This is a genomic window from Flavobacterium sp. (assembly GCF_036741995.1).
Taxonomy (GTDB): domain Bacteria; phylum Bacteroidota; class Bacteroidia; order Flavobacteriales; family Flavobacteriaceae; genus Flavobacterium.
Genome location: NZ_DAINRG010000003.1, coordinates 138214 through 160842, shown reverse-complemented (window position 1 = coordinate 160842; position 22629 = coordinate 138214). Strand labels below are relative to the sequence as shown.

Annotated in this window: 22 protein-coding genes and 1 tRNA gene; 11 read left to right on the top strand and 12 right to left on the bottom strand. The window is 37.1% G+C overall.

What is annotated here, in order from left to right:
* Position 1: 1 nt before the first annotated feature.
* A tRNA-Met gene (locus V7D82_RS03015) sits at positions 2 to 74 on the bottom strand.
* A 128-nt stretch (positions 75 to 202) separates the two neighbouring features.
* Positions 203 to 391 carry a hypothetical protein gene (locus tag V7D82_RS03010; protein ID WP_333599492.1) on the bottom strand — a complete coding sequence of 63 codons (189 nt, stop codon included), beginning with the start codon at positions 389 to 391 and terminating at the stop codon, positions 203 to 205.
* Between the two features lie 193 nt (positions 392 to 584).
* On the opposite strand from V7D82_RS03010, the gene V7D82_RS03005 reads away from it, so the two are divergent.
* The 5 genes from V7D82_RS03005 to V7D82_RS02985 all read left to right on the top strand — a co-directional run bounded on the left by V7D82_RS03005 (position 585) and on the right by V7D82_RS02985 (position 4604).
* Complete coding sequence (locus tag V7D82_RS03005) at positions 585 to 968, top strand: HU family DNA-binding protein (protein ID WP_333599491.1); 384 nt, start codon at positions 585 to 587, stop codon at positions 966 to 968.
* 513 nt (positions 969 to 1481) lie between these two features.
* Positions 1482 to 3002: a hypothetical protein gene (locus V7D82_RS03000; protein ID WP_333599490.1), complete on the top strand. Its 1521-nt coding sequence runs from the start codon at positions 1482 to 1484 to the stop codon at positions 3000 to 3002.
* 57 nt (positions 3003 to 3059) lie between these two features.
* The gene (locus V7D82_RS02995) at positions 3060 to 3389 is read left to right on the top strand and encodes a YegP family protein (RefSeq protein WP_333599489.1); all 330 of its coding nucleotides are present in this window, start codon (positions 3060 to 3062) and stop codon (positions 3387 to 3389) included.
* 247 nt (positions 3390 to 3636) lie between these two features.
* Positions 3637 to 4404, top strand: a complete 768-nt coding sequence (locus tag V7D82_RS02990; protein WP_333599488.1) for a DpnI domain-containing protein — start codon at positions 3637 to 3639, stop codon at positions 4402 to 4404.
* Positions 4404 to 4604 (top strand): hypothetical protein, encoded by a 201-nt coding sequence (locus V7D82_RS02985; RefSeq protein ID WP_333599487.1) that lies wholly within the window; start codon positions 4404 to 4406, stop codon positions 4602 to 4604. Before V7D82_RS02990 ends, V7D82_RS02985 begins: the two co-directional genes overlap by 1 nt.
* A 12-nt stretch (positions 4605 to 4616) precedes the next feature.
* Here the strand turns inward: V7D82_RS02985 and V7D82_RS02980 are convergent, their stop codons facing one another.
* Positions 4617 to 5096, bottom strand: coding sequence for a DNA N-6-adenine-methyltransferase (locus tag V7D82_RS02980; RefSeq protein ID WP_333599486.1), 480 nt, complete (start codon positions 5094 to 5096; stop codon positions 4617 to 4619).
* A 275-nt stretch (positions 5097 to 5371) separates the two neighbouring features.
* Between V7D82_RS02980 and V7D82_RS02975 the strand changes: the two genes are divergently transcribed.
* The 3 genes from V7D82_RS02975 (at position 5372) to V7D82_RS02965 (ending at position 7352) form a co-directional block, all read left to right on the top strand.
* Positions 5372 to 5809 carry a hypothetical protein gene (locus tag V7D82_RS02975; RefSeq protein WP_333599485.1) on the top strand — a complete coding sequence of 146 codons (438 nt, stop codon included), beginning with the start codon at positions 5372 to 5374 and terminating at the stop codon, positions 5807 to 5809.
* Between the two features lie 101 nt (positions 5810 to 5910).
* On the top strand, positions 5911 to 6684 hold the full coding sequence (locus tag V7D82_RS02970) for a hypothetical protein (protein ID WP_333599484.1): 774 nt from the start codon (positions 5911 to 5913) through the stop codon (positions 6682 to 6684).
* 221 nt (positions 6685 to 6905) lie between these two features.
* Complete coding sequence (locus V7D82_RS02965) at positions 6906 to 7352, top strand: KTSC domain-containing protein (RefSeq protein WP_333599483.1); 447 nt, start codon at positions 6906 to 6908, stop codon at positions 7350 to 7352.
* Between the two features lie 76 nt (positions 7353 to 7428).
* On the opposite strand, the gene V7D82_RS02960 is transcribed toward V7D82_RS02965, so the two are convergent.
* The gene (locus V7D82_RS02960) at positions 7429 to 8283 is read right to left on the bottom strand and encodes a leucine-rich repeat domain-containing protein (protein WP_333599482.1); all 855 of its coding nucleotides are present in this window, start codon (positions 8281 to 8283) and stop codon (positions 7429 to 7431) included.
* Positions 8284 to 8499: 216 nt separating this feature from the next.
* On the opposite strand from V7D82_RS02960, the gene V7D82_RS02955 reads away from it, so the two are divergent.
* On the top strand, positions 8500 to 8982 hold the full coding sequence (locus V7D82_RS02955) for a DUF1761 domain-containing protein (protein WP_333599481.1): 483 nt from the start codon (positions 8500 to 8502) through the stop codon (positions 8980 to 8982).
* A gap of 58 nt (positions 8983 to 9040) precedes the next feature.
* Positions 9041 to 10186, top strand: coding sequence for a GNAT family N-acetyltransferase (locus V7D82_RS02950; protein ID WP_333599480.1), 1146 nt, complete (start codon positions 9041 to 9043; stop codon positions 10184 to 10186).
* Between the two features lie 34 nt (positions 10187 to 10220).
* Here the strand turns inward: V7D82_RS02950 and V7D82_RS02945 are convergent, their stop codons facing one another.
* Positions 10221 to 12131: an ABC-F family ATP-binding cassette domain-containing protein gene (locus V7D82_RS02945; protein ID WP_333599479.1), complete on the bottom strand. Its 1911-nt coding sequence runs from the start codon at positions 12129 to 12131 to the stop codon at positions 10221 to 10223.
* A gap of 67 nt (positions 12132 to 12198) precedes the next feature.
* On the opposite strand from V7D82_RS02945, the gene V7D82_RS02940 reads away from it, so the two are divergent.
* Positions 12199 to 12582 (top strand): DUF983 domain-containing protein, encoded by a 384-nt coding sequence (locus V7D82_RS02940; RefSeq protein WP_333599478.1) that lies wholly within the window; start codon positions 12199 to 12201, stop codon positions 12580 to 12582.
* Here the strand turns inward: V7D82_RS02940 and V7D82_RS02935 are convergent.
* The 7 genes from V7D82_RS02935 to topA all read right to left on the bottom strand — a co-directional run bounded on the left by V7D82_RS02935 (position 12572) and on the right by topA (position 22283).
* The gene (locus V7D82_RS02935) at positions 12572 to 13615 is read right to left on the bottom strand and encodes an NAD(P)/FAD-dependent oxidoreductase (protein ID WP_333599477.1); all 1044 of its coding nucleotides are present in this window, start codon (positions 13613 to 13615) and stop codon (positions 12572 to 12574) included. The genes V7D82_RS02940 and V7D82_RS02935 overlap by 11 nt on opposite strands.
* A 63-nt stretch (positions 13616 to 13678) precedes the next feature.
* Positions 13679 to 14593 carry a type IX secretion system ring protein PorN/GldN gene (gene porN, locus V7D82_RS02930; protein ID WP_333599476.1) on the bottom strand — a complete coding sequence of 305 codons (915 nt, stop codon included), beginning with the start codon at positions 14591 to 14593 and terminating at the stop codon, positions 13679 to 13681.
* Between the two features lie 48 nt (positions 14594 to 14641).
* Positions 14642 to 16201: a type IX secretion system motor protein PorM/GldM gene (gene porM / locus V7D82_RS02925; protein ID WP_333599475.1), complete on the bottom strand. Its 1560-nt coding sequence runs from the start codon at positions 16199 to 16201 to the stop codon at positions 14642 to 14644.
* A gap of 58 nt (positions 16202 to 16259) precedes the next feature.
* Positions 16260 to 16892 carry a type IX secretion system motor protein PorL/GldL gene (gene porL, locus V7D82_RS02920; protein WP_333599474.1) on the bottom strand — a complete coding sequence of 211 codons (633 nt, stop codon included), beginning with the start codon at positions 16890 to 16892 and terminating at the stop codon, positions 16260 to 16262.
* A 53-nt stretch (positions 16893 to 16945) separates the two neighbouring features.
* Entirely contained in the window at positions 16946 to 18364 is a 1419-nt protein-coding gene (gene porK / locus V7D82_RS02915) for a type IX secretion system lipoprotein PorK/GldK (RefSeq protein WP_333599473.1), read from the bottom strand.
* 247 nt (positions 18365 to 18611) lie between these two features.
* A complete protein-coding gene (locus V7D82_RS02910; protein ID WP_333599472.1) occupies positions 18612 to 19763 on the bottom strand; it encodes a formimidoylglutamase in 1152 nt (383 codons plus the stop codon).
* A 3-nt stretch (positions 19764 to 19766) separates the two neighbouring features.
* On the bottom strand, positions 19767 to 22283 hold the full coding sequence (gene topA / locus V7D82_RS02905) for a type I DNA topoisomerase (protein WP_333599471.1): 2517 nt from the start codon (positions 22281 to 22283) through the stop codon (positions 19767 to 19769).
* Positions 22284 to 22629 lie beyond the last annotated feature (346 nt).

Sequence of the window (22629 nt, the reverse complement as noted above, 5' to 3'; positions counted from 1 at the left end):
GTAGCGGGAACAGGACTCGAACCTGTGACCTTCGGGTTATGAGCCCGACGAGCTGCCTACTGCTCTATCCCGCGCTGTTTCGAGTGCAAATATACAACGATTATCTTATAAGTCAAGGAAAAAGTAAAAAAAAACCATCTAACAGCCTAAATAACTGCTAATGGTTTGAGGCTTACACCTCCACACTTTGCTCCCGGCGGCTTTATTTCAACAACGGCGACACCTCTTCTATGGCTAGTCCCATATACAGGCAGAACTCTACTACCGTAATGAACTGGTGTTTTTCCTTTTTGTAGAAAGCCTTAATGTTAGAAAGCAGGTACCTGGCCTGCCGCTCGGTTTTGCCAAAGAGCAGCACCACGTCTTTTGGGTAAATTACAATTCGTTTCATAATTGTTTCGTTACTAGGTTCGTTGTCAGTAAAATAGCCCACAATTAGTATGCCAACAGCCAAAACTGACAAAATGACCAAAAACGGCAAAAGCGTACACCCGCGGCAATAAGTGACAGTTCTGACAGAGGGGTGTCGGAGCGAGCTAAAAATGCTTTTACCTTTGGGGCAATAACCTTTAAAACAAAACGTTATGTCAGTAAAATTTAAAGTAGTGTCAAAGAAGAATCCGCAGGATCTTGTGGCACCCGTAAAATTCTACGCCAGTGCAGTTGGCTTTGGAAAAACTAATTTGGATAAATTAGCCAAGATGATTTCCATTCAGTGTACGGTTACCGAAGCCGACTGCTATGCGGTATTGGTTTCGTTGGAAACCAACATCATTAGTGAATTGGAAGAAGGCCGCATTGTTAAACTTGGCAGATTAGGAAACTTCCAGGTAGGGCTAAGCTCTGAAGGCATGCCTACTGAAGAAGGAGTAACGAGTCATGCAATTGTCAATAACCGCATACGCTTCCGTCCGGGTGAACGCCTTCGCGATTTCCTACAGACGGTTAAGTACGAGAAATTACCGTAAACGCAGACTTGTCTTCGGCTAGGCCACTCTTTTTTTAAAGCTCCGGTTTCCTCCCGGGGCTTTTTTTTCGACTTATTTTGCCCAAAATCGCTAAAAAAGATGCAGAGCTTTGACTTCAAAGATGCGAAGGTTTGACTTCAAAGATGCGGAGCTTTGAACACGAAGATGCGGAGCTTTGAAAAAAAGACTCTTAAAAGCCTCTCAAACTCAAAATTTACTATTTCCTGTTTGTATTTTGTTGTCATAACATGCTTTTGCTCTTACACTACTGAAAAAGAGCCTAGTTCATTCACCGAACCATTTTGCATTTTATCGGCATTTTTAGTCATTTATCAGATTTCCAGCCCAAGAAAAGCTGCTTTTTCATTACTACAAATTTATTTCTTACATTGGTATAACGTTAGCAAACGGCCTTAAATACTATCCCATTTTATTCGAAATACTATTGTAAATCTATGCCCCGATTAGAGGTTATGGATTAGTTGTATTATTCACTTTTTAAATTTTATAGGTATGAGAACAAGATTATTATTTTCCTATTTATTGTTTGTGTTTTATTTAAATACATACAGTCAGAAAAATCAAACCATCGATAGTCCTTTGAGCACCACTGCTTTTGATTCCCTAGTCATAGGTAATCTCAATTTTATGGTTTTGGGAGATGACAATGTTAAACAAGGAGTTAGCTATGAATATAAAGAAGATAATACTGAATTATCGTTGAGCGGAAAGCTTTATAGCAAAGACAGTTTTATCATGACAGTAGATGGAAAATTTGCTGTTGAAAGTGGAGCTTTTATATTTGATGAAACCGATGGTAGTAAAAAAGGAAAGCTTAATCTAAATTTTTTCTTTAATGGTTTTCCTCATTTAAATTCTAAATTTTATTCTATAAGTGGCACTAATACTAGCAATGACATTGACACCAAAAGAGCAATGCTTCAAAATGAATTTGATAGACAGACTTTAGCGGACAGTACTTATAAAAAAATCATGGAATACGAAGTGATACTTACACAGTTGAATATCCCTTTTGTTTCAATAAATGACCCAAAATTTATAAAGCAAAGAACCTTTTTAAACTCAAACTCTGGTAATGGAGTTGCTTATAATTATAATACAATTACTTATCAAACAGCTAATACCACTGCGCTGATAAAAAAAATAAAAGAATATTGTAAAGGACTTACATCCAAAACAATATCATCGATAATTGCAGAAATAAATGGACACACTCAAAAAACAGTAACTATTAATGACAATAATGGAGTTCAGGTATATTCACAGGGTTTTGCTGTCGATTTCAATATTGATAAACTTTTGAAGGACTATAACGAGGCTTATAGTAAATTAGAAAAATATGCCTATGAAAACAATAAAACTGAAATCAATAATTTTAAACAATATTGGACTGCCGAAAGAAGTAATTATTTTGGTGTGTCACCTTTTTATGAGCGACAAGGGTTTGATATATATGATCCCAACACAGCCAGCAATGTTAGCTTTAAAGACCGATTTACGGAAATAAGAAGTGACTTATATGGTGTGAATATTAGTTATAATTTTATTTATGTTAGCAAAAGTAAATCCTTTATTATTGCCCGTTTGCTGAATGCCATAGGAAGGTCAAATAACTTTGACGAATACAAAAAGAAAAGTTACAGTTTTACCACCTCATCAGAAAATGTTGATGGTGTGCCTATTGAAATTATAGACACTAGAACTGGTTACCTGAATGGAGGAAATAGAAATTATGAATATGGCACTTTTACAGAAACTTCTTTTGAATTGTATGCCTCTTTATCTGTTGCTGGTGTTTTTGCTAAAATTGGCTACAAAAACAATGATGCTCTAGCCTTAAGAGAAAGCTATCCTTTTGAAACAGGAATACTCATCAATTTAAAATCAAAAGAGAAAAAAAACATCATTGCTATTCAATTGTTTATGAGTAGACTTAATTTAAATACACATCCCGATGACGACATGAATTTTGGTCTTAAAATAGGTTTGCCTATTAACATCTCTATAGATTAGAACATTTGGAAATTGTCATCATAAAAATTAATTTGTAACCTTTAAAAAATATATAGTATGGGGAAATTTGTAATTACTAAAAGAACGAATGGTGATTTTCAATTTAATTTGAAAGCCACAAATGGGCAGGTCATTTTGACTAGCCAGGGTTATGCTTCTAAAGCAGGTTGTGAAAATGGAATCGACTCTGTAAAAACCAATGCTTCGAATGATGCACGTTATGAAAGGAAGACTTCGTCAAACAATAAACCTTATTTTAATTTAACAGCTACCAATGGTCAAATTATTGGCACCAGTGAACTTTATGAAAGTACAGCAGCTAGAGATAATGGTATTGAATCGGTTAAAAACAATGCGCCTGGAGCTACTGTGGAAGATTTGAGTTAACAAGGGTTTAAATACCCAAGGGACTAAAATGTAACTCAAGAGAGCGCTCTTTTTATAAAAAAGCGCTCTTTTTAATGACCAAAAACTGTTAATTAATTTATTTTTTGGGTCTTAAAACCACGTGTGAGAATTGTTATATTAGCAAAAAGATTAACCAATCATGCAAGCAAAACCTTTTCTAAAATGGAAAGGTGAAAAAGCAAAGTTTATTTATAATATTATCAATTTGACTATAATAGCTATTTAAATGAATTTAAAATTCGAAACTGAATTAGCTAATGGTTATACTAGTAATTCACAAATTGCAAGGGTTCTTACTGAAAGCTGGGTAAAGCAAAATTCATATTGTCCTAATTGTGGAGAAAAACCACTCAATGAATTTGAAAACAATAGACCTGTTGCGGATTTTCATTGTTTGAAATGTTCAGAAGAATTTGAGTTAAAAAGCAAAAGTGGAAAATTTAGTAATACCATTACAGATGGTGCTTACGACACAATGATACAGAGAATAACCTCAGATACAAACCCAAATTTTTTCTTTTTAACCTATAGTAAAGACTTGACCGTTGATAATTTTTTAATAATCCCAAAACAGTTTTTCACTCCTGAAATTATTATTAAAAGAAAGCCTTTATCTGAAACCGCTCGAAGAGCAGGTTGGACTGGTTGTAATATTGATATATCAAAAGTTTCAGAACTTGGAAAAATATTTTTAGTTGAAAAATCTAAAATAATTAAGCCTGAAATTGTTCAAACTGCTTTTAATAAAACAACATTTTTAAGAACTAAAAATATAGATGCCAGAGGATGGATTTTAGATATATTACATTGTATCGAAAAAACACCTAATAAAGACTTTACACTAAAAGATATTTATAATTTTGAAAAGGATTTAAGAGTAAAATACCCAAACAATAACTTTATTAAAGATAAAATTAGACAACAATTGCAGCTTTTAAGAGATAGAGGGATTATTGAATTTACTGGTAGAGCAACATATAAGAAGATAAAATAATGAAAAAATACATATTCATTACACCCGAAGGCAATACAACTTCACCTAATGGAGATGAAATTGAAAACATGCAAGTTATAGGTATTGTTGAAAATGTAGTTGACGAAAATGAAGCTTTGAAAAAACTATTGTTAGAAAATGAATGGATAATTGATGCTGAGTTTAATATTGCCGAATTCATTTGTTATGAAATTACATAATCTACAATGAAATTATTTTAACAGCAAAAACCTTCCTTCAATACCACATTCCCTTAAGATATTCGCGTTTTCTTTTCCATAAGCTATAAAGACACTTGGAGCTCCGGGAGTTCCTCCTTGAATACCGGAAACATGATAGAACTTAATTCTTCCTTTAACAAATAAAACTGCATCTGCATCATTCCATATATGCTCAAAAAAACATTTGGTTTCAGTTCTTGCAAAAATTAAAGCGATACCATTACCGTGAAATTTTAATTTCTCTAACCACATTTCCATTCCTCTTCCATACGGCGGATTAAGATAAACTCTTCCGAACCATTCTTTAGTCAAACCACAATCAAGTGTAGTGAAATTAGTTTTAGCATGATAAAAAGGTGCGTCAATTGGGCTACATGGATCTAAATCAAAATCACCTAAACTTTTAACTAACTCAGGTGGTGTCATCCATTCTACTTTTGTATTTTCGCTACGTTCAAAAGAAGTATTCATACTAATTATTTGTTGCAAATATTAGATCAATATTTTGATTTTACAAATGTAATGTGATCATTTTCAGTAATTTATATTTTATTCTCACTTTAAACTTGAAACTAATTGAAAAACAGAAAATTAGAACTGGATAATGTTTAGATTAATAAAACTTACGAACAAATGACAGCTAACTTTGTTCTTGTGCCAAGAACAAAGTGAAGAATACAGTAAAGATTTAGAATTATGATTATAGAGGTAAATAAACCAGACATCTGTTTAAAACATAAAAACACATGAGTGTCATTAAAGAAATCTACGATGTAGCCAAAGACAGTGCAGCGCTGACCACTAAAGCCGCCGCCTTAAAACGCGCGCTAAAAGCAGAATTAAAACTGAATAAAAAAATTCTGGCTGATATTCAGCAATCCGCTTCAATTGATACCGAACGTCGCATTGCTATTATTACCATGTTGGATATAGAAGAGCTCTCGGCAGCGGTTCGTTATGAAATACCGTATGTGGCCCTTTCGAGAAAAAAGGTAACCGCCGAACTAACCGAAAAATACAAGATCAAACGAATACTAGATTATGACCTCGAAAAACTAATAGAAGCCTTGTATCTGATGATTTCCTACCTGAAAAAAGACTGCAAAAACACCCAAATCGATTTAAACTTAAGGCTCATCAATATCAACAAGTACAACACCATTTTGCTGGAGCTGCTGGGTTAACTTCTCGATACATCCGCCGTGGCGGACACTCGAAGTGACGGTATTGAGGTTCGTCAGTTCGCAAAGCAGGAGTACCTTTATTTAAACAAAAAAATAAGCCTATGAAACTCCCTTTATGCCTTTTAGTCCTGCTTTTCAGCCTCCAGGCTATGGCGCAATACCCGTTTGAAAAGCATCCGGCGATTAAGGCTAAAGTGTACCCAACGGGGTATGTTATTGACCGACAAGGAAAGAAAGACCTTTATAATTACGATATCAACCATTATATCACTATTCCGAGGTTTTTTGGCGGTACCGAAAGGGCGAGGTTAACCGTTACTCCTCCTGATACCTCGGGTGTGGCTACCATCAAGATACACCGAGGGACAGGAAAAAGGAAAAGGCTGATGGGGTTGTATCATTTTGGCGACTTTGCTACCATTGAACGCTTTTATGTAGCCGATTATAATCAGGATGGGCTGCCCGATATTAAATTTATTCTTCCGTTTTTTGGGTGTGGGGCGTTTAATTATTACTGCCCGGTGGTGTATTTTTTGCAAAACCGGGATGGCAGCCTGAGCCAAGTATCGTTTAGCGATTTACTGCTCTACGACTACCAAAACCGTCCTGAGCGAGACCTCGATGGTGATGGAGTCTACGAAATAGTGGTATGCAGTTTCCAGAATTATAAGAAGCACAACTATCTGTTGTTTGATCTCTACCACCTGCAAGGGAATAAACTGGTCAATGTCAACAGCAAGTTCAATTATCCCATCATGGTACAATTACTTTATAAGGACAATTATAAGATTACCAAACACCTAACCCGCAAACAGATGCGGCAGTTTTCCCGAAAACTGCCCGATGATTACAGTACCGAGAAGTTGCAGTACTAAGCCTCTCGATACATTTTGAGCTTTGCTCAAAACACTCGAGGTGACGTGATAAATAGGTGCGTCAGTTTGAGTGGTTTTTGTGGAGTGAAGCGAAACAAAAATGGTATCGGGAACAAACCCAAATAAAAAACCTATCTTTGCCCCCCGAAAGCGGTAAGTGTTGCCGCCAGGACATAAAACCCTACTGAAAAGCGCGGGTTTTTTATTTGCAAACTATGAACATGAAAAAAATTGTCGAGTACCGAGGGTTACTTGGCGTTACTAAGACAGCCACTTTAAAAGAGCTGAAAACCATTTACCGCAACAGCATGAAGGACATCCATCCGGATACGATTGCCGATGCAGAAGAGCGTCATTTGGCGGAAGAAAGAAGTAAAGAGATTATCGCAGCCTATCATTTTCTGGTAAGCATTGCTCCGGAAACCTTAGAAAAAGACAAAGCGGAATACACCCGTATCACCACCAGCACTAACATCGCTGATTTTTATTATGAGAACAGTGTGTTGTATATCACTTTTTTGGATGGGAATTCCTTTGAGTATTTTGGGGTGTTACGACCTATTTATATCAAGATGGTCAATGCCGAATCGCCGAGCCGTTTTGCCCGCAGGCATATTTACAATGAGTTTATCTACAGAAGCACTTCAAAATTAGTAGCCGCTGACTAAACGGTAAACCATATTATATAAAAAAGGTCTCCAAATGGAGACCTTTTTCTTTTGTTAACCCAACAAAATGTATTGCTTATTCATCAGCTGCGAAAGCCGAGTTTTTATCAATATTTACTTTTAATGTGGTGGCTACACCTTGCTCATTCACCATAGTCATATTCAGTGTGTCCAATTTGGATAAGTTTTTAGAAACAAATCCGTTGAACATATTATACGAAATATTCATTTCTTTTAAGTTGTGTAGTTTTTCTAAATCAAACGGCACGGTCCCTTCCATTTTGTTCTCAAACAAACTCAAGGTTTCCAAAGAAGAAAGATTGGCTACTTCTTTGTCTAATTTACCGGTTAGTTTATTGCTGTTCAACAACAATACTTTTAACGCTTTTAACTGATAGTATGACGTTGGGATTTCCCCTTCGATTTCATTGTTGAATAAGGATAAGGTTTCCAGGCTGGCTAATTTTCCAATACCTACAGGCAATACTCCTGTTAAACGGTTCATGTGCATTTCAATGGTTTTCAATTGGGTGTCATTGCCCAAAGCTTCCGGTAAAGCACCCGATATTTTGTTGAACGCAAGGTTCAATTTCGTAAGGCTTTTTAAATTTCCGATAGAAGCCGGTAACGTTCCTGAAATATCATTTCTGAATAGGTTTAAAACTTCCAGTGACGTCAAGTCCCCAATTTCTGTTGGCAGTTGCCCCACCAAATTGTTATTCATCAATTTGAGGCTAACCACTTTATCATTTTTGATTTCCACACCATACCAAGTAGTAGCTGGTGCTTTTGTATCCCATTTATTGGTCCATTGCGAACCTTTGGTGGCTTTGTATAATTTTAGTAAAGCATTTTTCTCTGTAGCTGATATTTCGGCCATGGCTGAAACAGATACTAAAAGTAGAGTTACATAGGTAAAAATAGTTTTCATAACGATTCCGATTTGGGGTTAAGACGAAGTAAAACTATAAGTAAACACGTTTAAAAACAAAAATAATCGATGAAATGCATATCGATATGCTATTTACATGTATTTATCTTACAATGTTGTAAGAAATTCTTATTAAAATTGGCTTCGGGTTCCGAAAAAAATCGATTTAAATAATATTTTTTACTTTTGGTACACTAACCCATAAAACTTAAAATTATGAACATCAATTGGATTGCTCTTTTACTGGCGGCTTTATCAACACTGGTTGTTGGATTTATTTGGTACAACCCAAAGGTTTTCGGAACCATTTGGATGAAAGAAGCCGGCATTACACACGAAGACGGCAAAAATTTTAACATGTTTAAAATTTTCGGACTTTCTATCGTTTATGCCTTTCTTATTTCCTTTGTATTGCAAATGGTGGTGATTCACCAATTCGGTGCTTTAGGAATGGTTGGCGGCGACGCTTCTATTGCCAAGCCATCGTATGCCGCTTTTATGGCCGATTATGGTACGGCTTTCCGTAGTTTCAAGCATGGCGCCTTACACGGTTTCATGACCGGATTATTTATGATATTTCCGGTTATTGGCACTGGTGCCTTATACGAAAGAAGAAGTTTCAAATATGTGATGGTCACCAGCGGTTTCTGGATGGTAAGCTTTATGATTATGGGCGGAATCATCTGTATGATGCAATAATTAACATTTTATTATCAATCAATCGCTCTACATTTGTAGGGCGATTTTTTTTAGCTTATTGGAAACAACTACTTTTACAATTTACTCCTCCATTGCACAACTTCCTGTTACCTGGGATGTAGTGGCGGCTGAGAATGCCTTTCTGCAAACGCCTTACCTAAAGGTTTTGGAAGCCTCAGCACCTACCAACATGCAGTGTTTCTATATAGGCGTTTTTGAAGCGTCGGAATTGATGGGCGTAGCACTGGCGCAATACCTCGATTTGAATAAGCTGGAATCCTTTGGCGAAAGAGACCAATGCCTGAAAACCTATATCCGGAATTTTGTCTTTAAAAACTTCGCTTCGCATGTCCTGTTTCTGGGAAACAATATGATCACCGGACAAAACGGTTATGCCTTTACCAAAAACATTGACCACAAAAGCATCAGCAAATTACTAATGGCCTGTTCGGATGAAATTATAAAGTATTTCAAAAACCAACAGATTACCATACATATTGTTTCGTTTAAAGATTTCTATCAGCCTTGTGCTGAGGAACTAAAACAATATGGTTTTGCGGGCATGTACGAATTCAACACCCAGCCCAATATGGTTTTTGAATTGCCCGATTCGTGGAAAACCAATGACGATTATATAGCGGCGCTTTCCAAAAAATACCGCGACCAATACAAACGCTCCCATAAAAAGTTTGAAGGGATTATTACCAAAGAATTGTCCGTTGAAGAGATTGTCTCAAAGGAAGACCGGATTTATGAGTTGTATTACCACGTAGCCAAAAATGCGCCGTTCAATACTTTTTTCCTGGCCAGGAATCATTTCTCAACCTTTAAAGAACAATGCGGCGATAGGTTTGTGTTGTGTGGTTATTTCTTAAATGAAAAGTTAGTTGGTTTTCACACATTACTCCTGAACGGGACGGTTTTAGAAACCTACTTCCTGGGGTATGACGAACAAGTGCAAAAAGAGAAAATGTTGTATTTGAACATGCTGTATAATATGACTAAATTCGGCATAGAGCATCAATTCAGGAAAATTATTTTTGGCAGAACCGCTCTGGAAATTAAGAGTTCTGTTGGTGCGGCCCCTATCCAAATGACCGGATTTATTTACCACACCAATAAATGGATTGACCAACTCATGTCAAAAGTCTTCCCAAAACTGGAACCGAGTTTAGCTTGGCAACAACGCCATCCTTTTAAGTAGTTTGCAGTCGCCGTTTTCAGTCTACAGCCTTGAGCTATAAATTATCTATCTCTCCTTGTACAATTTCCCAGTCTTCGAGTAGTTTATCTAATTCTGCTTTCTTCTTATTGTAAGCCATGAAGAAGTTAGCATTTTCGATATGTTTGTCATAATTGGAAGCCAGTTCCTTGTCATCGTTTTGAATATCGATTTCGAGTTGCTTGATTTGGCTTTCTATTTTGCTCAAACGGTTTTGCAGCGATTTGCTTTTCTTTTGGTCTTCGTAAGACACGTTTTTGGTTTCTTTATTGGCATTGGTGGTAACCACCACATCTTTCTTCTCAATTTCACGCATGTTTAAAGCGTTTCTTTGTTCTAAGAAATAGTTGATATCACCCAAGTATTCTTTAATCTTCTGATCCTTGAATTCGTAAACAATATTCGACATGCCCTGAAGAAAATCCCTGTCGTGCGACACTAATAGTAAAGTTCCTTCGTATTTCTGAAGCGCGGCTTTTAATACGTTCTTCGATTTAATGTCTAAGTGATTCGTAGGCTCATCCATCAGCAACACATTGATAGGCTGCAACAATAATTTACACAACGCCAAGCGGTTTCTTTCGCCTCCCGAAAGCACTTTCACTTTCTTCTCTACATCATCGCCACGAAACAAAAATGAACCCAGCATATCGCGAACTCTCGAACGATTACCGTCCGTAGCCGCATTAGTCATCGTTTCCAATAACGTAATTTCACCATCTAAATATTCGGCCTGGTTTTGCGCAAAATAGCCCAGCTGTACATTGTGTCCCAGTTTGATAGTCCCATCATACTTGAACTCATTGACTATGGCTTTTACAAAAGTAGATTTTCCTTGGCCATTCTGACCGACAAAAGCAATCTTACTACCGCGTTCCACCAATAGTGAAATATCTTTTAAAATCACTTTATCATCATAGGCTTTGGTCACATGATCCGCTTCAATCACTACTCTACCGGGCGTTTGCGAAACCGGAAACGAGATATTCATCACCGAGTTGTCGTCTTCATCCACTTCAATGCGTTCTACTTTATCCAACTTCTTAATCAGCGATTGTGCCATGGAAGCCTTGGACGCTTTGGCCCGAAACTTCTCGATTAACTTTTCGGTTTCTTCTATTTTCTTGGCCTGATTTTTTTGGGTAGCCAATTGTTTTTCGCGAATTTCTTCCCGCAAGACTAAATATTGCGAATAGGGTTTGTTGAAATCGTAGGCTTTCCCCAGAGAGATTTCAATGGTTCTGTTGGTCACATTATCCAAAAACATCTTATCGTGCGATACAATCACCACTACGCCCGGAAAGTTTCTTAAAAAGCCTTCCAGCCAAATGATACTTTCGATATCCAAGTGATTGGTTGGCTCATCCAGCAGCAAGATGTCATTGGATTGCAATAACAATTTGGCCAACTCGATACGCATACGCCATCCACCGGAAAACGTATCGGTTTGGTTTTCGAAATCTTCTCTTTTGAAACCCAGTCCCAAAAGGATCTTTTCGGTATCGCCTACATAATTGTATCCTCCTAATAATTCAAAACGATGGGTGTAGTCAGACAAGTCCTCAATGATTTGAGCATATTCGTCACTTTCGTAATCGGTTCTGGTAACCAAAAGATGGTTGATTTGTTCCAGTTTTTTTTCGACTACTTTTATATCGGTAAAAGCTTCATAAGCTTCTTCCAGTACGGTTCTTCCTTGTTCAAAATCGATATCCTGACGCAGAAACCCCATTCTGACTTCTTTTTCGGTAGCTATCTGGCCGCTATCGGGTTTGAAATCACCAGCTAAAATTTTAAGCATAGTCGATTTACCGGCACCGTTTTTTCCCACCAATCCTACTCTATCTCCCGAACCTAACCGAAAAGTCACCTCTTCGAAAAGATACGTACCTCCAAATGAAACCGATAAATTGTGTATGTTTAACATAATGATTTGTTGCAAAAATTATAAGTAAAAGATTTCTATAAAGTACCTTTGTAGAAATTTTTTGCAAATGTTAAAAAAAGGATCCAAACTAAATAGCATTTTAACAGGAACTTGTCCGAGATGCCAAGAAGAAAGCATGTATGTGGACCAAAACCCTTACCATCTTAAAGAGATTTACCATATGCAGGACACCTGCAGCCATTGCGGATTGCGGTATCAGATAGAGCCTTCCTTTTTTTATGGAGCCATGTATGTGAGTTATGGATTGACCGTTGCCATTGGCGTGGCTGCTTTTATCATTGCCAATACCATTCTGGGGTTGGATTTACCCAAATCCTTTGTAGCCATTATTGTGGCACTTATAGCTTTAATGCCCATAACGGCAAGGTTATCGCGTAATATTTACATCAATATTTTTGTGCATTTTGATAAAGAGGCGGCTAAGAAGTAGTGTACCGTTTTATATCAATAGTCTTGTCTAAAGGCTTTCCGTTTTCGATATATTCGAATAAATCTAAAGCCATCGCCGGTGCCAGCATGACGCCACGGGTACCCAATCCGTTGAGAATGTGCAGGTTTTTATGAGACTGGTGTGTGCCTAAGAGCGGTCTTCTGTCTTTCACTGTGGGTCGCACTCCGGCAAAATGCTCTATAATTTCAAAATCACAGTTTAGGATTTCTTTTAGTCGGTCGACCAATTCCTGTTTTCCTTCTTCAGTTGGCGTACAGGTTTTATCTTCCCAATTATAAGTGGCTCCCACTTTGAAGAGATTAGTACCAAGAGGCAAAATAAACACGCTGGTATTGACAATCACATCCAAATCCAAATCATTAGCTTTAATGATGAATAATTCCCCTTTAGTGCCATCCAGCGGTAAATACTTAAAAAAGGGATTAGCGTGCATCCCAAAGCCTTCTGCGAAGACAATGTGTTTGGCTTTCAGATTTTGATAAGCAACATAGTCATCAAAAATCTGTAACTGACTATAATCAAAAGTAGTTTCTTCAAATGCCTTTTGGCTTTTCAAATACTCATGGTAATGATTCAGCAAAGCAACTGTATCCACATAACCGGTTTGCAGTACTTCTCCATAACCAAAAGGAGAGTCAATGGATTGGTATTTTTTATGGATGATATCGGTAGCAAGAAAGGGTGACAAATTAGGTTTGTCCGAAGCCGAAAACCAATTGTTTTGCTCTTCTACAGAAAAGAATTTTCTATAAATGGGAAGTTTAAAATCAACCGTAACCGATAGCTTTTGTTCTATTCTTTTATAGAAAATATCGGCCAGTTCCAATTGTTGTTTGGCATTCCACACTTCGCTAAATCGTTTCAGTATTACCGGATTGTATAACCCTCCGGCAATCTTAGTGGAGTTTTGCGAATGATTATCAAAAACCACAAATGATTTCTGGTGTTGCCAAAGCGTTTCGGCAAAAGCAATACCGGCCAATCCTGAACCTACAACTATATAGTCAATCATACTTTAAAGCTAAAAAAAACTCCCACCATAGAGGTGAGAGTTTTTATATTATTCTGAAATCTTTTAGTAATTCCACATATCGGATTCAAAATCACGAATCTTTTCTTTGACTCTTTCTGATTCTAACAGTTGATTTTGTGCATTATCCTTCATGTATTGCTCGATTTCTCTATCGCCGTACACATTTTCCTCTTTATAAATCTCTCCATTAAATCTACGGGAGTTCAACAAGTGGTCAAAGGATATGGGTTGGGCAGAGTTCTTGTCATTAAACGCTTTCGCTTCGTGCAAAATATCTCTGATGGATGGGAAATACACCCAAAACAATTCGATAACATCAGGATTCTCTTTACCAATATCTCTTGCCTCAACAGAAACAGGACATAACGCTAACAATCTGTATTTCAATTCACCTTGACGTTTGTCAAAATACCAATACCCTTTGATTTTGTAGCCAGCAATATCCTGAGCTGTTAAATCTTGTTTATTGATATACTGAGGATCAAGTTTCATTTTACCAGACTTGTACTCTTCAATGTGATTGTTGTATTCACTAATACCCGCTTCAGTAGTATCGATATAGGTAAAAGAAGACTCCATGTCTTTCAATGTTTTCTTATTATTGAAATAATCATCGGCATATACTTCCGTTATCTTACCGTTCTTAATGTTTTTAATTAAAACATCAAACAAAGAGCGTCTGTCTTTACCAATATTAGCGGTATCTATAGGATAGTACAAAGGGAAATTAATTCTTTCATCTAAGTCAACCAACTCCCAAATGGTCTTACCCATCAATACATCTCTATCGTGTACATAACCATAGGGTAATGGTTTGTCATTATCAGAGATTAATTGTGCCGGTGTTTTCTTGCCAATCTGATCTGGGGTTTTGGCATTCAACAGGTTTGACTGAGCTGAAGTAGTAAAACTACCCGCTACTGCACAAACAACGATTAAAAGATTTCTTAATTTCATTTTTTAAAATTCTAAGTTATTTAAGTAGGTTTCTATCAACTTAAATTATTATTGTATTTCGTATATTACCGGAGCAGCTGTTGGTATTTTAATATCTGTTCCTGCACCTACAAGTTTTGTTTTAATATCTGAAATTGTAACTTGATCTCCACGACCAATTTTACCCATTGCAGCATTACATTGTGCATTAACTCTGTCACCTGTAACGATGATAGCCGCTTGTCCTTGCACTTTGAAAGTAAACTGAGTAACCTGGAAATTCAATTCATACAAGAAATCAGGTAATACAGCTGTAATTTGAGAAACTGCCAAACGTGATTTAGCACCTTTAGTAACTCCTGTCATTCCACCAATAGCACCTGCTGGAGCTGGAATGTTTTTAATTCTGAATACTTTTTTATCCGTAACTGTTTTACCGTCATTCATTTTACCAGAAACACTAACTGTAACTTCAGTACCTGATGGAGGGCTTAAATTGTATTTACCATTACCACCGGCTTTTGATAAACCTGGAGCGGATGCAGTTACAAAGTTATCTCCGATACCGGCAAATGAGATAGTCATTGGATTTGGTAATCCTCTGTACACTACATTCATTTTATCTGCAGAAATATTAGCCGTATTTGGACGAGGTACTACAACATATTTACCTTCAAAAGGAAGCGGAATAGTTTTACCGTTTTCAACAAAAGTAAACTTACCTGTAATTGACTGCTCTCCTACACTTCCAGCGGTCATAGAGATTACGGCTTGACCGTTTTCTATTTTTCCAGGACCTTGGAATGATGTTGGTTTAGTACTATCATCATATCTTCCCAAAACAACTTTTCCTTTTACAGCTTCTCCTTGGAAATAGGCGCTTTTTTCAAGTACTACCATGGCAGTATAGTTATTCATAGAAGCTGCATCAACTGCGGCTCCTCCTAATAAAGAGCTATAACAATCAAATTCTGCTTTTTGAACATCATTTTGCCAAGCCGTTAATTTAGCCAATGAGGCTATAGCTGGAAAATGCTCAAAATGATAAGAAAGGTATTTTTTGGTAACTCCTTCTCTATCTTTAATATCAGCTGTATTAAATTTAGCTTCTAAATCTTTGATAATTGGTGTCAATTTACTAGATAAAGTTGGCTCACTAGCCACAGCCGCTTTCATATCAGCTACATATTTGTTTATTTTAGCAACGATCTCAGTTCCTTTAGATGAGTAATTATCACCTTTAAACCAAGTCTCATCAATATGAGGTCCTTTATCCATGGCCTCATACGGTAATTTGCCACTTTCCTTTTCAACTTCTACACCAAATGTTGCATCCGCTTTTAACGTTTCAACATAAGCGAAGAATTCTTTTGAAACAACAGCAATTTTATCGGCTGCATTTTTAGCTGGCCCATACATACCTGCATTTTCAGACCCTTTCTGATCTATAGTCATCAAAAGTTTATTGTTATTAACTTTTGATGCTGTATTAGCTGCCTCAAATTTTTCGTTCATCAAACCGAAAGCCGAAAGTACTTCTTTTGACATGTTTAAAGCTAACATTGCGATGAAAACCAAGTACATCAGGTTAATCATCTTCTGTCTAGGGGTTAATTTTCCTCCTGCCATTTTTTCTAATTAGTTTATATTATTATTTTGTTTGTAAAATATAGTTATAAAAAACTAATTATCCTTTGTTACTCATTGCAGATAGCATTCCACCATATACATTATTCAATGTAGATAAGTTGGATGTTAATGACTGCATTTGATCTTTTAATTTTAGATTGTTTTCAGCAACCTCATCGTTAATTTTAGCGTTCTTTTCGGCACTTTGCAATTGTACTTGGTACAAACCATTCAAGGTTTCTAATTGAGTAGCCGCTTTAGTCATTTCTTCAGCATATTTTTTAGTTGAAGCTACAGAATCAACTGTTGGAGAAATTGCTTTGGCAGCTCCTTCAAAGTTTTTGATACTGTTTCCTAAGCTTTCCATCAATTGACCATCGATTTTAGCTTCTTTCAACATAGCGTCTAATTTTTGAGATAATAATCCCTGAGCATCTTTAGGCTCTTCTTTTTTGGCTTTATTGATAGCCTGTCCGCCAGCCAATTCAGGATAAACCAATGACCAATCTAGTTCAACATCAGGAGCATCAAATGCCGATAATGCAAAAATGAAAGCTTCGGTTAATAGACCAATGATAAGCATTGCGCTGGCTCCTGTCCAGTGTTGTATTTTGAATAATGCTCCTACGATTACAACTGCTGCACCCATTCCATAGGCGAAGTTCATAACTTTTTTTGGTAATAATGCCATAATAATAAAAATTTTAGTTAGTTAAGTTAATATAATTTAAGTTGGTTTTGAAATTACTTTTTAGGTGCTTTTCCGTTTTTCGTCACTTGTGTTCCCATGTAATCCTGAACAGTACGGAAGCCAATATAACTTCTTGCGGTATCTGCATATTCAAAATCTCTGGTTCCCACTTGCAAGAAGTAAGCAACATCTTTCCATGAACCGCCACGAACCACTTTTCGCATGTTTTTCGTATCCGGAACATTTGGATTCATTGATGAAACGTATTCATAAGCAGCGGCATCATAAGATGAATCTGTCCATTCGGCTACGTTACCGGCCATATTGTATAAGTTATAACCATTTGGCTCATACGACTTCGCTTCTACTGTGTATAAAGCTTGGTCAGCCGCATAATCCCCTCTGTTAGGTTTGAAGTTTGCCAAGAAACAACCTCTGTCATTTTTAGCATAAGGACCACCCCAAGGGAAAGTTCCCGACTCTAAACCACCTCTGGCAGCATATTCCCACTCTGCCTCTGTTGGTAATCTGAAAGAGTTGATTAAATCGTGGTGTTTCTTCTTCGATTTGATATACGTATTTTTGTTAAGCGTTCTCCAGGCACAAAAAGCTTTTGCTTGTTTCCAGTTAACACCCACTACAGGATATTCTCCATAAGCTTGGTGCCAAAAATAATCGTTGTGCATTGGCTCGTTGTATGAATAAGCAAAATCTTTAATCCAAACCGTTGTATCAGGATAAACCTCTTGTTGTTCTGTTCTGATGAATGAACTTCTTTTTCCTACTTTAGCTTTGGCTGCCGCCTGAATATCCATCCAGGAATATCTGAATTTTAATTTTCTAACATCTATAGTTCTTAATCCGTTAAAAGATTCTGCTAAAGGCAAATACATAGTATCCATAACTTCTGAATAATATTCATCCGGATATTTACTGGTATCTTTAATAAGCTTCACTTTGTGATTTAATCTTCTACCGGCATATGGATCATCATCAGTACCTACACTATAATAATTCTCATACATATACTTGTCGTAGGGAGTCATTTTAGCCGGATCTTTGTCATCAAAGGCAAAATCCCCGATACTACTTCCTTTTCCGCCGCCTTTTCCGCCTTTTCCGCCAGAGCTTGCTGTTTGCCCAACTTCATCAGCCAATATCGCCAAACGAACTCTGATAGTAGAATCTTTTACCCATTCTACGAATTGTCTGTATTCACTATTGGTAATCTCAGTCTCATCCATATAGAATGATCTAACAGTAACGGTTTTGGTAGGCGCGTCTTGCACATTAGCTAAATCACCATCTGATTTACCCATAATGTATGCACCACCAGGCACTAATGTCATTCCGAAAGGCTTTTCCGGGTGCCATTTTTTACCTTTAACTCCTACTAACTCACCTTTGTCGCTTGATCCTCCACAGCTTGTTAATAAAGCTAAAAATGATGCGAATGCAATGAACTTCTTCATATAAATTGGGGTTATTTGAATATTCTATTTTTTAAGGGCGTAAACCTATTTATTATTTTTCAAAAAAACAATTATAAAATCAAAAATTAATTAACAAGCCAAAGCTAAAGTTAATTACTCTAAAAAAAAAATATTTTATCGACAAAATGCACTTTATTTCCGTTAAAGAGCGTTTTTATTAATATTTTGTAAGATATTTATATTCTATTATATTGTTTTGTTGCTACTATTTAACTTCTTTTTATTCCTAAATACTATTTTTCCGCTGCGCCTTCCACCATCTTTCGGGGATTTCCTGGTTACATGCGGTTAAATATTCTTCATGCGAACAAGGTAATAACGTATTTTTTTTCAATTTATTGTGTTGGCCTGAAAAAAAATTGATTTCTATCCACCATCGGTCTGTTTTATTGCTTTTGTAAAAAACCAATTCTTCCGTTTCTAAGGGAACTATATATTTTAAATAATTTTCTCTTGTCCCAAACGGATACTCATTGGAACGGTAATTAACACCCTCTATAAAATACCAAATGATTTGGGAAACAAGAACTGATTCTTCTTTTTTATTATTGTGATTAAAAATTCCTAACGAACTTACTTTATCACTGATACCGGCATATCTTGACAAACTACAAATTTCTTTTCCGTCAAAACCATTAGGCGTAAAAGTAATAAAATTTCCTGAATATGAAGACTTTACAGAATTTAAATCAATACTAACAATGTCGGCATCGCGAAAAACCGGTTCGGCCAATTCAATGTTGTTGGAAATTTCTCCCAATCGGTAAGCATCAAAATATAATTTCTCTATTAAATCAATCTCTTCCTGAGAGTTATAATAGGTTTGATAGCCTACATTACTATAATTGAAAAGATTATTAGGCTCATCCAGAATTATTTTGGACAGATACGAATTCGTTGAAATTCCTTCTTCCTGTTTGCCAAAATCAAACTTACTGTCTATAGACACCAAGTTGACCATTTGCTCCAAACTATCATAAGCCCGATACAAAGGATAGGTCAAATCCTGCGTGCCCCCAATAACAATCGGAATAATTCCTTTGCGAATCAATTTTGAGGCTACTTTCTGCAACGCAAAAAAAGTATCTTCTAATGAATTCCCCGGAAGAATATCGCCTAAATCCGCAATGGGACTCTGCCAATTCCCCGGAAATAAGCTGTACAATTCTTTACGGATAGCTGTTAAATCCACTTCTTCAAAAGCGTTGGAATTACCGCGATTCTCTAAAACACCAACAATGGCAATCTTTATTTGATCGGTATCCGGAAAATCCTTATTGGTATGAAAAGCTACTTTGCTTCCCAAATGCTGTGAGGACAGTCCTTTTATATAGTGAATAATTTCGTCGTCAACAGGTGACAAAAAATCAAATTCCATAGTTTATTTCTTTTTAGCAGGTGCTTTTTTAGTTGCGGTTTTCTTGGCGGCAGTTTTTTTGGCAGCGGTTTTCTTTTCCGGTGTTTTTTTGGCAATCATTTCTTTCACTTCATCCAAAGTCAACTTGGCAGCATCAATATCTTTATTCAATTCGATTTTGATTTTGCCTTTGGTGATTACTGATTTTCCCCAACGGGCTTTTTCCACCAAAATACCTTCTTCTGACCAGTTGTGAATGACTTTATCAATATCCTTTTGCAACTTTTCTTCAATCAATTCCGCCACATCCGATTGTGACAAATTATCGAAATTGTACTTTTTATTGACATTGATGAAAATTCCATTCCATTTCAGGAAAGGACCAAAACGACCTACGCCTTTCTGAACATCCATATTCTTATATACCGCAATCGGCGCATCTGCTTTAGCTTTCTCGTTAATAAGTTCCTGAGCGCGCTCCATAGTGACATCCAAAGGATCCTCTCCTCTTGGCAAGGAGATGAATTGCTTTCCGAAACGAACATACGGTCCAAAACGGCCATTGCTCACTTCCACATCTTCTCCTTTATATTCTCCCAAAGTTTTTGGCAACAAGAATAAATTCAAGGCTTCTTCCAAAGTAATGTTTCCAATGTTTTGCTCCTGACGCAGGCTGGCAAATTGCTTTTCTTCATCATCCGCTTCTCCAATTTGAGCCATCGGACCAAATTTCCCTAAACGAACCGAAACTTGTTTTCCTGTTTTTGGGTCGGTGCCCAAAATTCTTTCACCACTTTCCCGATCTGCATTTTTCTCAACTTCCTGAACATTGGGGTGGAATTTATCGTAGAACTCCTGCATCATCTTCGTCCAGTTGATATTCCCTTCGGCGATTTCGTCAAAATCCTGCTCCACTTTTGCGGTGAAATTATAATCAAGAATAGCCGCGAAGTTCTTTACCAAAAAGTCATTCACAATCGTTCCGATGTCTGTTGGCACCAACTTTCCTTTATCGGAACCGGTGTTTTCCTTTAATATCTTTTCATCAACTTTATTCGAAGCTAATGTTAACTGCACATACTTTCGCTCTACGCCTTCTAAGTTTCCTTTCTCCACGTAGTTTCTATTAATAATGGTAGAAATCGTTGGCGCATAAGTAGATGGACGACCGATTCCTAACTCTTCCAATTTCTTTACCAAAGAAGCTTCAGTATATCTTGACGCTGGGCGAGTGTATCTTTCGGTCGCGGTGATGTTGTTGTTCAATAACTTTTCATTGACTTTCAACGCCGGCAACATTCCTTCTTGTTCTTCATCGTCATCGTCATTGCCTTCTAAATATACTTTTAAAAACCCTTCAAACTTGATTACTTCACCAGTCGCCTGGAAAATTTCGCTGTGGTTATTGGCTTCTATCTTTACGTTAGTTCTTTCCAACTCAGCATCGCTCATTTGCGAAGCCAAAGTTCTTTTCCAAATCAATTCGTATAAACGCGCTTGGTCTCTTTCTACATTAACCGTGTGGCGCGACATATCCGTTGGGCGAATCGCTTCGTGCGCTTCCTGTGCTCCTTTTGATTTGGTGTTGAAACTTCTAGGCTTACTGAATTCTGCTCCGTAGTAACTGGTGATTTCGGCTTGTGCTGCCGCCATCGCTTCCTGCGAAAGGTTTACACTATCGGTTCTCATGTATGTAATGAGTCCGGCCTCATATAAACGCTGGGCAATTTGCATCGTAATCCCAACAGGTAAATATAATTTACGGGCCGCTTCCTGTTGCAACGTTGACGTTGTAAACGGAGCAGCCGGAGTTTTCTTGGTTGGCTTTGTTTCTAAATCGGCCACTTTATAGGTAGAACCGATGTTTTTATTTAGGAAGTCTTCGGCTTCTTTTTTGGTGGCGAAGTTTTTTGGTAGTTTGGCTTTTACCACTTTTCCGGCTTCGTTAGTAAATTCAGCTGTTACTGAATATGAAGCTACGGCTTTGAATTCCTGTATTTCTCTTTCGCGTTCTACAATTAATCGAACCGAAACCGATTGCACACGACCGGCAGACAAACCGCCTTTTACCTTTTTCCATAATACCGGAGACAGTTCATATCCTACTAATCGGTCTAAAACCCTACGCGCTTGTTGGGCATTGACTAAGTTATAGTCAATTTCACGGGGATTGTCAATGGCTTTTAGGATGGCATTTTTGGTGATTTCGTGGAAAACAATTCTTTTGGTTTTGCTTTTGTCTAACTTTAATTCTTCCGCCAAGTGCCAGGAAATGGCTTCTCCTTCGCGGTCCTCATCGGAAGCTAACCACACCATATCGGCGTTTTTGGCTAGTCCTTTTAGTTTGGTGACCAAAGCTTTTTTATCGGAGGAGACTTCGTATTTGGGTTTGAATCCGTTTTCGACATCTACTCCTATTTCTTTGGAGGGCAAGTCGGCAATGTGCCCGTAGCTGGACTCTACCTGAAACTCACTTCCCAGAAATTTTTCGATTGTTTTTGCCTTTGCCGGCGACTCCACGATTACTAAATTCTTTGCCATATCCCGTTTGTTTGTGCGGACAAAAGTAATTGTTTTTTTTAAAAAACCGTTTTATTGCTCATTTTTCACGATGATTGACAGAAAAATAGAATTACACCTTAGTATAGTATTCAACATTTGGTAATTATTTTACACATCCTTTTCGGGAAGAAAAGACGACAACTTTCTAGCACCGGCTGAAGCAGTTACAGTGTAACGCGGAAGACGAGAACAAGGATTTCAAGTAGGCCTAAACCATTGCTTTGCCAATTCGCTTTGCTCGGGTCGCTCCAAAACTTTTGTTAAACCTCGTCTGCCATCTTGTCAGATATTCATTTTTAGTATTATCTTTGCTGTCCCGAAAGTG